The organism is Streptomyces gilvus (genome assembly GCF_022513565.1).
Classification (GTDB): Bacteria; Actinomycetota; Actinomycetes; order Streptomycetales; family Streptomycetaceae; genus Streptomyces; species Streptomyces gilvus.
Window position 1 is genome coordinate 158589 of the sequence record NZ_JAKWBE010000013.1, and the last position, 13079, is coordinate 171667.

11 protein-coding genes and 5 tRNA genes are annotated in these 13079 nt (G+C 70.4%); 12 read left to right on the top strand and 4 right to left on the bottom strand.

Annotated features, from left to right (window positions below):
* Positions 1–4 precede the first annotated feature (4 nt).
* Positions 5–3835 (bottom strand): sensor histidine kinase, encoded by a 3831-nt coding sequence (locus MKW14_RS21400; RefSeq protein ID WP_240864612.1) that lies wholly within the window; start codon positions 3833–3835, stop codon positions 5–7.
* 577 nt (positions 3836–4412) lie between these two features.
* Between MKW14_RS21400 and MKW14_RS21405 the strand changes: the two genes are divergently transcribed.
* The 3 genes from MKW14_RS21405 (at position 4413) to gltX (ending at position 7028) form a co-directional block, all read left to right on the top strand.
* Positions 4413–4601, top strand: coding sequence for a hypothetical protein (locus tag MKW14_RS21405; protein WP_240864614.1), 189 nt, complete (start codon positions 4413–4415; stop codon positions 4599–4601).
* A gap of 164 nt (positions 4602–4765) precedes the next feature.
* The gene (locus MKW14_RS21410; protein WP_240864615.1) at positions 4766–5551 is read left to right on the top strand and encodes a fumarylacetoacetate hydrolase family protein; all 786 of its coding nucleotides are present in this window, start codon (positions 4766–4768) and stop codon (positions 5549–5551) included.
* The gene (gene gltX / locus MKW14_RS21415) at positions 5544–7028 is read left to right on the top strand and encodes a glutamate--tRNA ligase (RefSeq protein ID WP_240864616.1); all 1485 of its coding nucleotides are present in this window, start codon (positions 5544–5546) and stop codon (positions 7026–7028) included. Before MKW14_RS21410 ends, gltX begins: the two co-directional genes overlap by 8 nt.
* A 59-nt stretch (positions 7029–7087) precedes the next feature.
* Here the strand turns inward: gltX and MKW14_RS21420 are convergent, their stop codons facing one another.
* Positions 7088–7372 carry a hypothetical protein gene (locus MKW14_RS21420; RefSeq protein WP_240864618.1) on the bottom strand — a complete coding sequence of 95 codons (285 nt, stop codon included), beginning with the start codon at positions 7370–7372 and terminating at the stop codon, positions 7088–7090.
* Positions 7373–7397: 25 nt separating this feature from the next.
* On the opposite strand from MKW14_RS21420, the gene MKW14_RS21425 reads away from it, so the two are divergent.
* The 6 genes from MKW14_RS21425 to MKW14_RS21450 all read left to right on the top strand — a co-directional run bounded on the left by MKW14_RS21425 (position 7398) and on the right by MKW14_RS21450 (position 8726).
* Positions 7398–8126 (top strand): HAD family hydrolase, encoded by a 729-nt coding sequence (locus MKW14_RS21425; protein WP_240864620.1) that lies wholly within the window; start codon positions 7398–7400, stop codon positions 8124–8126.
* A gap of 92 nt (positions 8127–8218) precedes the next feature.
* A tRNA-Gln gene (locus MKW14_RS21430) sits at positions 8219–8290 on the top strand.
* A 42-nt stretch (positions 8291–8332) separates the two neighbouring features.
* Positions 8333–8405 (top strand) — tRNA-Glu (locus MKW14_RS21435).
* A 40-nt stretch (positions 8406–8445) separates the two neighbouring features.
* Positions 8446–8518 (top strand) — tRNA-Glu (locus tag MKW14_RS21440).
* Positions 8519–8538: 20 nt separating this feature from the next.
* Positions 8539–8610, top strand: a tRNA-Gln gene (locus MKW14_RS21445).
* A 43-nt stretch (positions 8611–8653) separates the two neighbouring features.
* A tRNA-Glu gene (locus MKW14_RS21450) sits at positions 8654–8726 on the top strand.
* Between the two features lie 51 nt (positions 8727–8777).
* Here the strand turns inward: MKW14_RS21450 and MKW14_RS21455 are convergent.
* Positions 8778–9422: a MerR family transcriptional regulator gene (locus tag MKW14_RS21455; RefSeq protein WP_240864622.1), complete on the bottom strand. Its 645-nt coding sequence runs from the start codon at positions 9420–9422 to the stop codon at positions 8778–8780.
* An 86-nt stretch (positions 9423–9508) separates the two neighbouring features.
* On the opposite strand from MKW14_RS21455, the gene MKW14_RS21460 reads away from it, so the two are divergent.
* Entirely contained in the window at positions 9509–10018 is a 510-nt protein-coding gene (locus MKW14_RS21460) for a DUF4188 domain-containing protein (protein ID WP_240864623.1), read from the top strand.
* A 103-nt stretch (positions 10019–10121) separates the two neighbouring features.
* Here the strand turns inward: MKW14_RS21460 and ndgR are convergent, their stop codons facing one another.
* Positions 10122–10838: an IclR family transcriptional regulator NdgR gene (gene ndgR, locus MKW14_RS21465; protein WP_015036427.1), complete on the bottom strand. Its 717-nt coding sequence runs from the start codon at positions 10836–10838 to the stop codon at positions 10122–10124.
* Positions 10839–11026: 188 nt separating this feature from the next.
* Here ndgR and leuC point away from each other — a divergent pair, with 188 nt between their 5' ends.
* Positions 11027–12457, top strand: a complete 1431-nt coding sequence (gene leuC / locus MKW14_RS21470; protein WP_240864625.1) for a 3-isopropylmalate dehydratase large subunit — start codon at positions 11027–11029, stop codon at positions 12455–12457.
* A gap of 6 nt (positions 12458–12463) precedes the next feature.
* Positions 12464–13057, top strand: coding sequence for a 3-isopropylmalate dehydratase small subunit (gene leuD, locus MKW14_RS21475; RefSeq protein ID WP_240864627.1), 594 nt, complete (start codon positions 12464–12466; stop codon positions 13055–13057).
* The last annotated feature ends 22 nt before the right edge of the window (positions 13058–13079 follow it).

A 13079-nucleotide genomic window follows, 5' to 3' on the forward strand; every position in this document is an offset into this window, starting at 1 on the left:
TCAACTATCGCTCCTGCTGGTGAGTGGGGCTCGGGAAGCTGCCGGTCTGGCCGGTACCGGCCTGGCGACCCTGCGCGATGCCCCGACGGAGATTGGTCAGCCGGCCGCGTACGTCGTCAGGCGCACGCGAGACCTGCGGACCGGCTTGGTGCTGTTGCTGCTGAGCCGTGCCCGGGACGAGGTTGGCCCGGGGCACCCGGCGCGGCAGACCGGACGTGGTGACGCCGCCCGCGGCCGGCTGCCGTACGCGCTCCGCCTGCCGGACGAGGTCGTCGTTCGGGGAGGTGCGCCAGCCGCCGGTGGCCGCGGAACGCTGGGGGGCCGCCGCGGGAGCCTGCGGCTGCTGGGGGGCGGAGCCGTTGCCGGGGCCCTGCCGCTCGCCCTGTCCGCCCTGTCCGCCGTGGAACCAGTTGGTCTCCAGCGTGTCGTACAGCGGGGTACGGCCGTCGCCCGGGCCGGTCGCCGGCGGCAGTGCCTCGGGCTCCTGGCGGACGGGCCGCTGCTGCGGACGCGGCGGGACGGGCGGACGCGGGGCGCCGAAGTCGGCGCCGCCGTTCAGCGGGCGCTCGAACTGACCCGTGCCGTTCTGGTTCGGACGGCCCGGCAGCGAGTGCTGGCCGGTGGAGCTCGGGTCGAAGCCCGGCGCGGGGAACTGGCCGGTCGAGCCGCTGTCGAACGACGGGGTCGCGAACTGCCCGGTGTTCCCCGGGTTGTTCGGGTTGTTGTTCCGGCCGTTCGTGGTGCCGAAGACGTCCGAGCGGACGAACTGCCCCGACTCCTGCGAGCCGTTGGCCCCCGGCTGCGGAACTCCGAAGTCCTGTCGGCCGAACTGCCCTGTGTTCTGCGGGGAGTCGGCGCCCGGACGGTTGAACTGCCCGGTGTTCTCTGCCGAGTCCGCACCCGGACGGGCGAACTGGCCCGTGTGCTGCGGGTTGCCGGCCGCACCGAAGTCGGGACGGGGGAAGTCCGAGGTGGCGCCGGGACCGTGGCGGTCGTCGGACCGGCCGATCGCCGGCATCTCCGCCGTCGCGCCCGGACCGTGACGGTCGTCGACGCGCGGCATCCGGGAGGTCTCGTCGTGCCCGCGCGGGGTGTCCAGCGAGGCGCGCGGCACCGGCGGCTGGGCGTTGTCGTCGCTCCAGCTCGGCGTGCGCTGCTGGTTGCCGCCCGGCAGCTCGGCCCGCGGACCACCACGGCCCGGCAGCTGCGGCTGACGCCCACGCCGGCCACGGCCCTCCTGCGGCTGCGGCTGCTCCGGGCCGGTGGACTGCGGCGGTACAGCGCCACGAGCGCCGCCGAAGCCGTCCTGGCCCAGGCCCGCGGCCTGCAGCCCCTGCGGCGCACCCGGCGCCTGGCCGAACCCGGCACCGGCGCCCGCGGGAGCCGGCCGGCCCTGCTGGGGGGACTGCGGTCCGCGCGCGCCGCCCGGCGCACCCGGCCGTCCGTTGCCACCGGCACCCGGCAGCGCGGCGCGCGGTCCCTGACCGGCTCCGAGCAGACCACCGCCGCCGGCACCGGCGCCGAGGGCGCCGCCACCGGGACCGCCGGACCCGAGGGCCGGACCGCCCGGCGCACCGGCACCGGCCTGGCGCCGTGCTGCGGCCGCACCGGCGGCTGCCTGCGCGGCGGCCGGACCACCGGCACCGCCCTGGCCCGGCTTGCCCTGCGGCTTCTTGCCGCCCTGGGCGACGTCCACGGGGAGCATGACCAGCGCGGTCGTACCACCGGAGTCGGACGGGCGCAGCTGGATGCGGATGCCGTGCCGCTGGGACAGCCGGCCGACCACGAACAGGCCCATGCGGCGGGAGACGGAGACGTCCACGGTGGGCGGCGAGGCGAGCCGCTCGTTGATCGCCGCGAGGTCCTCGGGGGAGAGGCCGATACCGGTGTCGTGGATCTCGATCAGGACGCGGCCGTCGGGCAGCGCGTGACCGGTGACCTTGACCTTGGTCTGCGGCGAGGAGAAGGAGGTCGCGTTCTCGAGCAGCTCGGCGAGCAGGTGCACGAGGTCGTTGACCACGCGGCCGGCCACTTCGGTGGTCGGTACGGCGGCCAGCTCGATGCGCTCGTACTGCTCCACCTCGGATGCGGCGGCGCGCAGCACGTCGACCAGCGGGACCGGGCGGGTCCACCGTCGGCCGGGCTCCTCACCGGCGAGGACGAGGAGGTTCTCACCGTTACGGCGCATACGCGTCGCGAGGTGGTCGAGCTTGAACAGCGAGGACAGCTGGTCCGGGTCGGCCTCGCGGGACTCCAGTTCGGAGATGAGCGAGAGCTGACGCTGGATGAGGCCCTGGGAGCGGCGCGAGAGGTTGGTGAACATCGCGTTGACGTTGCCCCGCAGCAGGGCCTGCTCGGCGGCGAGGCGGACCGCCTCGCGGTGGACGTCGTCGAAGGCCGCGGCCACCTGGCCGATCTCGTCCTGGGAGTGCACACCGACCGACTCGACGGAGGTGTCGACGTCCTGCGGGTCCGACTCCGACAGCTGCTTGACCAGCTCGGGCAGGCGGTCCTGGGCGACCTTGTTGGCGGTCTCCTGCAGCCGGCGCAGCGAGCGGATCATGGAGCGGGCGATGACGAAGGCGCCGACGAGGGAGACGCCGAGCACGAGCAGGATCAGCGCACCGGAGATGATCGCCTCGCGCTCGGAGGCGGAGCGCAGCTCGCGGGCCTTCTGCTCCATGTCCTCGAGCAGCGTGTGCTCGATCTTCTTCATCTGCTCGATCTTGGTCGAGCTGTCGTCCACCCAGTCCTGGTACGAGCGCTTGGGCAGGTCGTCCAGGCCGCCCTGGGAGGCGAGGGCGCGGCTGGCGTACTTGTCGGTCGCCGTGATCGTCGCGTTGTTCTCCTCGATGGGCTTGAGGAGGGCGACGGCCTGCTCGGTGCCGTAGATGCTCTTGAAGCTGCGCAGGTCGGAGGTCTCGCTCTGCAGCGCCGACTGCGCGTACAGGCGGTCGTTCTCCGAGAGGTCGCCGACGGTGGTGTTGTTCGCCGGCAGGGCCGCCGCGAGGACCGCGCGCTGCATCGACGCGTACTCCTTGGCGGAGGAGAACGCGGCCAGCGAGCGGGTGCGCTGGATCATCTCGGGGTTGCTGGTGGCCTCGGCCATGTCCTGCGAGAGGTCCAGCAGGTGGGTGATGAGGCGGTGGTAGGCCTCGACCGTCTGCGAGGAGTTGAGCTTGGTCTCGTAGGCGCCGGCGCGGATCTTCGACAGTGTCTCGAGGTCGCCGACCACACCGACGAGGCTGTCGCGGACGCCCTGGAGCGAGCCGTCCTTGCCGGAGGCGTCGATCTCCTCGGCCGCGTCGATGAAGTTCTGGGTGGCCCGGTCGGTCTTGTCCCGGTAGCCCTTGACCGTGTAGTCGCTGGACTTCGAGCCGTGCGCCAGCGGACCGGCGGACTGGTCGCGCTCCTCCTGGAGCGCGGCGGCCAGCTCGGTGGCCTGCTTGGTCATGTCCGTCAGCAGCTTCATGTTGTCGAGCTGCTGGATGTCGTTCATGTTGTCGCTGATGCGCAGCGCGCCCAGCGAGGTGGCGGCGACCACGGGGAGCGCGAGCAGCGAGACCAGACGCGTGGAGATACGCCAGTTGCGCAGCGCGACGCGCGAGCCGGGGCCGCTCGGGCCCGTGGGCGGCTTGACCGCCGGGGTGGGGGCCGGGGAACCCGAAGACGCCGACGCGCCGGGGCGCCGGGGGCGCTCACCGCCGTCGCCGGACGGGGCCGGGCCCGGGTTCTGGGCGTGCTGGGGGGAGGAACTGCCTTTTACGGGGCCAGTCCCGCCGTGCGGCTCCGGCTCCGCCGGAGCACTGCCATCCCTCTTGAAACGTCCCTGCACTAGCGTCGCAACCTCTGGACCAGGCGCCCCTCCGCGTGAACGGAAAGACACGGTGTCGGCGTTGTGGAGAGCGCCCTGAACGCGCCCCCCGGGTGGTCGTGATGGACCGGCGCTGGCTCCCCCGTTCTCGCCGCCACTCGGCGCTCCCTCGCGCCCCCTGTGCGCCGGCTCGATCCTGCGGCGGTCCGTGGCATTCCAGCACAGTGCCGGATCTCCAACAAGGCTCACGGACCATGCCGTGACCTACGTGACACCACGTGAGTGCCGGGTCACCGGACGTAGAGCGGGATCCCCGCCATAGCGGACATATGCCCGCGAGTTCCTCGCTGTGCAGGGGTGTCCCAGTCGCCATGATCAGGAGCGGAATGATGGCTTCAGGGGGTCAATGTCCGTTTTCTTGGGGTGAGTTGCGGGCCGGGTTTGACCGGATTGCCCGTGACTCCGTGAGCAAACTCACATGCTGATCAAGGGGAGTTCACGGCTTCGGAGGGGAATTGGATGTTTAGCCTGACGCTTTACAAGAAGCAGGCAACTGCCAACCGCCCACCCGCGACTGACGACAAGGTCCAGTGCAACCGTGAAGACGACGATGATGTTCCGCAACATAGCCAACCCGCGGCGTACCACGCTGGCCCACCTCGAGGACGCCGACGCGCTGCAGATCCCCGAGCAGCCGGAGCACTCCGTCGATCTTCCCACACAGACCGCCAACCCCAGGCGCACCATCCTCGTGGACGTCCCCACCACCGCTTCCGTCGCCGAGTAGTACGCACACCGAGCGTAGATCACTCAGGGCCTCCGCGATCTTTTCCCGGCGCCCCTGTTCTTCCCGGCGCCCCCACGGGCGGTGATGCGCGAGGCGACTTCCTCCTGCCGCGCTAGCCTGGAGCGTCAGACTCCAGTCGGCTCAGTGAGGGGCGCAAGGATCCCGTGCGCATCGCCAGATTCTCCATCGACGGGAACGTCGCCTTCGGCGCGGTCGAGGGCGACAGGCCCGACGAGCTCGTCCTCGACATCATCAAGGGCATCCCGTTCGCGGACTTCGAGCTCTCCGGCACGAAGGTCCCGCTGAGCAAGGTCAGGCTGCTGCCGCCGGTGCTCCCCAACAAGGTCGTGGCCTTCGGCCGCAACTACGCGGAGCACGCGAGGGAGCTGGGCAACGAGGTCCCCGACGCGCCGTTCGCCTTCTTCAAGCCGTCGACGTCGGTCATCGGCCCCGGGGACGAGATCCAGTACCCCTCCTTCTCCGAGGAACTGCACCACGAGGCCGAGCTGGCCGTGGTGATCGGCCGGCTGTGCCGCGAGGTCCCGCGCGAGCGCGTGGCCGACGTGATCTTCGGCTACACCTGCGCGAACGACGTCACCGCCCGTGACGTGCAGCGGCGCGAGAAGCAGTGGGCGCGGGCCAAGGGCTTCGACAGCTCCTGCCCGCTCGGCCCCTGGGTGGAGACGGACCTCGACCTCACCCGGGCGTCCGACCTGACCATCCAGCTCACCGTCAACGGTGAACAACGTCAGCTCGGCCGCACCAGCGAGATGATCCACCCCATCGAGGACCTGATCGTCAACATCTCCGAGGCCATGACGCTGCTCCCCGGCGACGTGATCCTCACGGGCACCCCGGCAGGCGTCGGGCCGCTCACCGTCGGCGACGAGGTCGCCGTCACCATCGAAGGCATCGGCACTCTCACCAACAAGGTTGTCAAGCGTGGCTAGCGCACCCGCCCCCGCCGTCCGAGTACGGTTCTGCCCGTCGCCCACCGGTAACCCCCATGTGGGCCTGGTCCGCACCGCCCTGTTCAACTGGGCCTTCGCCCGCCACCACCAGGGCACTCTCGTCTTCCGCATCGAGGACACCGACGCGGCCCGCGACTCCGAGGAGTCGTACGGCCAGCTGCTCGAGGCGATGCGCTGGCTGGGCTTCGACTGGGACGAGGGCCCCGAGGTCGGCGGCCCGCACGCGCCGTACCGCCAGTCGCAGCGCATGGACCTCTACCGGGACGTCGCGGCCAGACTGCTGGACGCCGGTCACGCCTACCACTGCTACTGCTCCCAGGATGAGCTGGACACCCGCCGCGAGGCCGCCCGCGCCGCCGGCAGGCCGTCCGGCTACGACGGCCACTGCCGCGACCTCACCGAGGCGCAGGTCGAGGAGTACAAGGCGCAGGGCCGCACCCCGATCGTCCGCTTCCGCATGCCCGACGAGACGATCACCTTCACGGACCTGGTCCGCGGCGAGCTGACGTTCACCCCGGAGAACGTGCCGGACTACGGCATCGTCCGCGCGAACGGCGCCCCGCTGTACACCCTGGTCAACCCGGTCGACGACGCGCTGATGGAGATCACCCACGTCCTGCGCGGCGAGGACCTGCTCTCCTCCACCCCCCGCCAGATCGCCCTCTACAAGGCGCTGATCGAGCTCGGCATCGCGAAGGGCATCCCGGCTTTCGGCCATCTGCCCTACGTCATGGGCGAGGGCAACAAGAAGCTGTCCAAGCGCGACCCCCAGTCCTCGCTCAACCTCTACCGGGAGCGCGGCTTCCTGTCCGAGGGCCTGCTCAACTACCTCTCCCTGCTGGGCTGGTCGCTCTCGGCGGACCAGGACATCTTCTCCATCGACGAGATGGTGGCCGCCTTCGACATCGCGGACGTCAACCCCAACCCGGCGCGCTTCGACCTCAAGAAGTGCGAGGCGATCAACGCCGACCACATCCGGCTGCTCGACGTGAAGGACTTCACGGAGCGCTGCGCCCCGTGGCTGAAGGCGCCGTTCGCCCCCTGGGCCCCCGAGGACTTCGACGAGTCGAAGTGGCAGGCGGTCGCCCCGCACGCCCAGACCCGCCTGAAGGTCCTCTCCGAGATCACCGACAACGTCGACTTCCTCTTCCTGCCCGAGCCGGTCTTCGACGAGGCGTCCTGGACCAAGGCGATGAAGGAGGGCAGCGACGCCCTGCTCCGTACCGCCCGCGAGAAGCTGGAGTCGGCCGACTGGACCTCCCCCGAGGCCCTGAAGGAGGCCGTCCTGGCCGCCGGCGAGGCCCACGGCCTCAAGCTCGGCAAGGCCCAGGCCCCGGTCCGCGTCGCCGTCACCGGCCGCACGGTCGGCCTCCCCCTCTTCGAGTCCCTGGAGATCCTGGGCAAGGAGAAGACACTGGCCCGCATCGACGCGGCGCTGGCGAAGCTGGCGGTGTAGCCCACGCACAGCGAAGGGGCGGCACCCGGATTTCCGGGTGCCGCCCCTTCACGCTCCCGTCACTGCGCGTCGGCTTCGTCGATCAGATAGGCGCTCTCGTCGAAGGTCTCCAGCACGACGACGACCATGATCGCGCCGGCGACCATGTATTCCAGCTTCAAGCCAGGACCGACGTAGGCCCTGCGCAGGTTGTCGTCGGGCCCCAGGGGAGCGGTGGAGGTCTTGCGGTACGGGTCTCGGGCCAGTACCCGCACGGCCCTGTCCAGTTGTGCCCGGCGTTCCGTGGGCAGGCCGTCGTACCTCGCGCGGGCCTCGACGGTGAACTGGACTCGGTACTCGCTCATGGCCCGAGTGTGCCAGTCTGTGAGGGTGATCAAAGCCGTTGTGTGGGACGTGGACGACACCCTCTTCGACTACACGAGCGCGGACCGCGTCGGCATGGGGGCCCATCTCGCCGCCGAGGGGCTGCTCGACGGGTACGCCGACGCGGCACAGGCCGTCGTGCGCTGGCGGGAGGTCACCGACCAGCAGTGGGCCCGGTTCTCCGCGGGTGAGGTCACCTTCGAGGAGCAGCGCCGGGAGCGCATCCGCGTCTTCCTGGGCCAGGCGCTGAGCGACGCCGAGGCCGACGCCTGGTTCACGCGTTACCTGCGTCACTACGAGGCCGCCTGGGCCCTCTTCCCGGACGTCCTGCCCGTCCTGGACGCCCTCGCGGCCAGCCACCGGCACGCCGTGCTGTCCAACTCCAGCCTCACCGTCCAGGACCGCAAGCTGCGCGTCCTCGGCGTCCACGACCGCTTCGAGGTCATCCTGTGCGCCGCCGAACTCGGCGTCTCCAAGCCGGAGGCCGCCGCGTTCCTGGCCGCCTGCGACGCCCTGGGGCTGGCCCCGCACGAGGTCGCGTACGTCGGCGACCATCCGGAGATCGACGGGCGCGGTGCCGCAGAGGCCGGGCTGATGTCCGTGTGGATCGATCGCAACGGCGTGTACACCGGCGGCGGCGCCCCCACCGGCCGGCACCGCATCGCCTCCCTCGCCGAACTCCCCGCGGTCCTCGGCGCGGATACCCGTTTTGGAGCCCCGTCCACCTTCGGGTAATGTTCTTCCTGCGCCGCCGGGGAGCGGGCCGAAAGGCCGGGAACCGGAGGAGCAGAACTAGAACAAGATCCCCACAGGGGTTTGCGTTCCAGTGGCCTATGGTGTAATTGGCAGCACGACTGATTCTGGTTCAGTTAGTCTTGGTTCGAGTCCAGGTAGGCCAGCTCGCAGAGCTCATCTGCACAGACGGAGATCAACTCCGTGAAGCCCCCGTTGTGTAGCGGCCTAGCACGCTGCCCTCTCAAGGCAGTAGCGCCGGTTCGAATCCGGTCGGGGGTACTGGTTCCGAGAGGTCGACGATCGACTCGGGATCGCTAGGGCCCCCGTTGTGTAGCGGCCTAGCACGCCGCCCTCTCAAGGCGGTAGCGCCGGTTCGAATCCGGTCGGGGGTACGAACTGGTCTAAACCACATTGGTCTATGGTGTAATTGGCAGCACGACTGATTCTGGTTCAGTTAGTCTTGGTTCGAGTCCAGGTAGACCAGCTCGGATCTGCGGCGTTGTAGATGCAATGCTTGCGAGATCCACGCCCCCGTTGTGTAGCGGCCTAGCACGCCGCCCTCTCAAGGCGGTAGCGCCGGTTCGAATCCGGTCGGGGGTACGGGACGAAGGCTCCTCGCCTGAGCGAGGGGCCTTCGCTGTTGTCCGGGGTTCATTCGAACCCGTACCGCCGCGCCGACTCCTCCTCCTGGGCCAGCCGGTGCAGTGCCTGCAGGGCGGGCTCGTTGAGGATCGCCCCCAGGATCGCGAACTCGACCTGCACCGCGTCCGACGGATACGCCTCCATGTTGTCCAGGTCCAGGACGGCCGTCCGGTGCATCAACTCGGCGTACGGCGCGAGCTGTTCGGCTCCCCAGTCGAAGCCGAGCCGACGGAACGCGGCCAGCGCCACCACCAGCGAGCGGTACGCGGGGGAGATGGACGTCAGCTGCCTGGCGTTGTGCCAGCCGAGCCGGTCCAGCAGTGCGCCGACCTCCCGGTGCGCGGCCCGCACGTACTCGTCGTCCTCGTCGGGCTCCGGCACCTGCGGCAGCGCCCACAGGGCCGCGCCCAGCCGGATCGTGCGGCCCAGGGAGTCGTCGTCGACGTGTCCCAGCACCTCGCGCACGGTCGCCACCGGCACCCGGCCGATCTGGATCATCGCGCGCACCAGGCGCAGCCGGCGCAGATGCTCCTCGTCGTACTCGGAGGTCGTCGCGTTGATCTGACGGCCCTGCGGCAACAGCCCTTCGCGCAGGTAGTACTTGATCGTCGCGACGGACACCCCGCTGCGGGTGCTCAGTTCGGCGAGCCGCATCTCTTGCGCTCCTTCTCGGATACCGGCACTATCTAATCATCGCCACTCGGATAGCGCTGCTCGCCAACCCAGGGGGAAGTGGTCACATGGTGTCCCGAACGACCGCCGACGCGAAGGGCGATGTCGTCGTCCTGCTGATCGGCATGCGGATCAACAAGTTCCGGGCCGTGCGTCTGTGGCTCCCGGTGATGCTCGGGATGTTCCGCATGCTGCGGGAGCTGGCCAAGGCCCCGGAGCGGGGACTGCTCGGCCGTGTGCTGCTGACGGCCTCGCCGCGCACGTACTACGTCGTGCAGTACTGGGAGTCCAAGGAGAAGCTCTACGGCTACGCGACCGCGCCGGACGCCTTCCACCACGAGGCCTGGGCGCGCCTCAACCGCAAGGAGCGGGACGGGAAACTGCGCGGACAGGTCGGCATCTGGCACGAGGCGTACATCGTGCCGGAGGGCTCGTACGAGGCGATCTACGGCGACATGCCCGCGTTCGGGCTGGCCGCCGCGCACGGTCAGATCCCGCTGGAGAGGCGCGGACGGTATGCGAAGGACCGGTTCGCCCACCGCTCGCAGCAGCCGCCGGTGGCGGAGAAGACCGGCTGAGACCGGGGGGAGCGGGGGAACGGGGGGAGCGGGGGAGCGGGGAGGGTCTGCCGCGGCGTTGAGGCGGGCCCTCCCCGTTGACGTTCCCGTGCGTGCCCGCGCGTCAGCCGGTGCGGCGCAGGGCCTCCGACAGACGGGCGGCGGCGTCGATGACCGCCTGGGCGTGCATACGGCCGGGGTGGCGGGTCAGGCGCTCGATGGGGCCGGAGACCGAGACGGCGGCCACCACGCGGTTGGACGGGCCGCGTACGGGCGCCGAGACGGACGCGACGCCCGGCTCACGCTCGCCGATGGACTGGGCCCAGCCGCGGCGCCGTACGCCCGACAGGGCCGTCGCCGTGAAGCGGGCGCCCTGCAGGCCGCGGTGGAGGCGCTCGGGCTCCTCCCAGGCCATCAGGATCTGCGCGGAGGAGCCGGCCTTCATGGTGAGCGTCGAGCCGACCGGGACGGTGTCGCGAAGGCCGGACAGCCGCTCCGCCGCGGCGACGCAGATGCGCATGTCGCCCTGGCGGCGGTAGAGCTGGGCGCTTTCGCCCGTGACGTCGCGCAGATGCGTGAGCACCGGGCCGGCCGTCGCGAGCAGGCGGTCCTCGCCGGCCGCGGCCGCGAGCTCGGCGAGCCGAGGGCCGAGAATGAAACGGCCCTGCATGTCTCGTGCCACCATGCGGTGGTGTTCCAGAGCCACGGCCAGTCGATGGGCCGTGGGTCGTGCCAGTCCGGTGGCCGCCACCAGTCCCGCGAGGGTGGCCGGGCCGGACTCCAGGGCGCTCAGGACAAGGGCTGCCTTGTCCAGAACGCCGACGCCGCTACTGTTGTCCATGCAACGATACTCACGTCTCACTCTGTGAAACGCAAGTTCCTTTTTTCGTGAGACGCGCAACCCTGGTAACCACAGCGGCCCGCTGACCGAACGGGCCGGATGACGGATGCCCGTGAATTGGGGCCGGGTGCCGTCTCCTCAAGATCTCTAGTTGGGCCGGTGGACGTTTGCCGGCCGGAGGGAAAGCGATGGGTAGGACACTCGCGGAGAAGGTCTGGGACGACCACGTCGTCCGGCGCGCCGAGGGCGAGCCCGACCTCCTCTTCATCGATCTCCACCTCCTGCACGAGGTGACCAGCCCGCAGGCCTTCGACGGCCTGCGGCAGAACGGCCGCCCGGTGCGCCGTCTCGACCTCACCATCGCGACCGAGGACCACAACACCCCGACCCTCGACATCGACAAGCCGATCGCGGACCCGGTCTCCCGGGCCCAGCTGGAGACGCTGCGCAAGAACTGCGCCGAGTTCGGGGTCCGGCTGCACCCGCTGGGCGACGTCGAGCAGGGCGTCGTGCACGTCGTCGGCCCGCAGCTGGGCCTGACCCAGCCCGGTACGACCGTCGTCTGCGGCGACTCGCACACCTCCACGCACGGTGCCTTCGGCGCGCTGGCGTTCGGCATCGGCACCTCGCAGGTCGAGCACGTGCTGGCCACCCAGACGCTGCCGCTGGCCCGCCCGAAGACCATGGCGATCACGGTCGACGGCGAGCTGCCCGAGGGCGTCACCGCCAAGGACCTGATCCTGGCGATCATCGCCAAGATCGGTACCGGCGGCGGCCAGGGCTACATCCTGGAGTACCGCGGATCCGCCATCGAGAAGCTCTCGATGGAGGCCCGGATGACCATCTGCAACATGTCGATCGAGGCCGGCGCCCGCGCGGGCATGATCGCCCCCGACGAGACCACCTTCGCCTACCTCAAGGGCCGTCCGCACGCGCCCGAGGGCGAGGAGTGGGACGCGGCCGTCGCGTACTGGAAGACGCTGAGGACCGACGAGGACGCCGAGTTCGACGCCGAGGTGGTCATCGACGCCGCCTCCCTGTCGCCGTTCGTCACCTGGGGCACCAACCCCGGCCAGGGCGCGCCGCTTTCGGCGTCCGTCCCCGACCCGGCTTCGTACGAAGACGCTTCGGAGCGCCTCGCCGCCGAAAAGGCCCTGGAATACATGGGGTTGGCGGCCGGACAGCCGCTGCGCTCCATCAACGTGGACACCGTCTTCGTAGGTTCCTGCACGAACGGCCGCATCGAGGACCTGCGGGCCGCGGCCGAACTCCTCAAGGGCCGCAAAGTCGCCGACGGCGTACGGATGCTGGTCGTCCCGGGCTCCGCGCGGGTGGGTCTGCAGGCCGTCTCCGAGGGCCTGGACGTCGTCTTCAAGGAGGCCGGCGCCGAGTGGCGGCACGCGGGCTGCTCGATGTGCCTGGGCATGAACCCCGACCAGCTGGCCCCGGGCGAGCGCTCCGCCTCCACCTCCAACCGCAACTTCGAGGGACGGCAGGGCAAGGGCGGCCGTACGCACCTGGTCTCGCCGCAGGTCGCCGCCGCGACCGCCGTGCTGGGCCACCTGGCCTCGCCCGCCGACCTGACCGACGTAACCGCCGCCGCGCCCGCTGGAGTCTGATCAGTCATGGAAGCATTCACCAAGCACACCGGACGGGCCGTCCCGCTGCGCCGCTCCAACGTCGACACCGACCAGATCATCCCTGCTCACTGGCTCAAGAAGGTGACCCGGGACGGTTTCGAGGACGGGCTGTTCGAGGCCTGGCGCAAGGACGAGAGCTTCGTCCTCAACCGCCCCGAGCGCGCGGGCGCCACGGTCCTGGTCGCCGGCCCCGACTTCGGCACCGGCTCCTCCCGTGAGCACGCGGTGTGGGCGCTGCAGAACTACGGCTTCAAGACCGTGATCTCCTCCCGGTTCGCCGACATCTTCCGCGGCAACTCGCTGAAGAACGGCCTGCTCACCGTGGTTCTGGAGCAGAAGATCGTGGACGCCCTGTGGGAGCTCACCGAGAAGGACCCCGAGGCCGAGATCACCGTCGACCTCGAGGCCCGCGAGGTGCGCGCCGAGGGGATCACCGCCTCCTTCGAGCTGGACGAGAACTCCCGCTGGCGGCTGCTGAACGGTCTGGACGACATCTCCATCACCCTCCAGAACGAGGCGGACATCGCCGCGTACGAGGCGAAGCGTCCCTCGTACAAGCCGAAGACGCTCCAGGTGTGAGCCTGAGCCTGAGCTTGAGCCC

Excerpts from the sequence above, each read along its gene's own strand:
- leuD (WP_240864627.1), top strand. The coding sequence starts at position 12,464 with ATGGAAGCATTCACCAAGCACACCGGACGGGCCGTCCCGCTGCGCCGC.
- MKW14_RS21460 (WP_240864623.1), top strand. The coding sequence starts at position 9,509 with ATGGTGTCCCGAACGACCGCCGACGCGAAGGGCGATGTCGTCGTCCTG.
- ndgR (WP_015036427.1), bottom strand. The coding sequence starts at position 10,838 with ATGGACAACAGTAGCGGCGTCGGCGTTCTGGACAAGGCAGCCCTTGTC.
- leuC (WP_240864625.1), top strand. The coding sequence starts at position 11,027 with ATGGGTAGGACACTCGCGGAGAAGGTCTGGGACGACCACGTCGTCCGG.
- MKW14_RS21455 (WP_240864622.1), bottom strand. The coding sequence starts at position 9,422 with ATGCGGCTCGCCGAACTGAGCACCCGCAGCGGGGTGTCCGTCGCGACG.
- MKW14_RS21420 (WP_240864618.1), bottom strand. The coding sequence starts at position 7,372 with ATGAGCGAGTACCGAGTCCAGTTCACCGTCGAGGCCCGCGCGAGGTAC.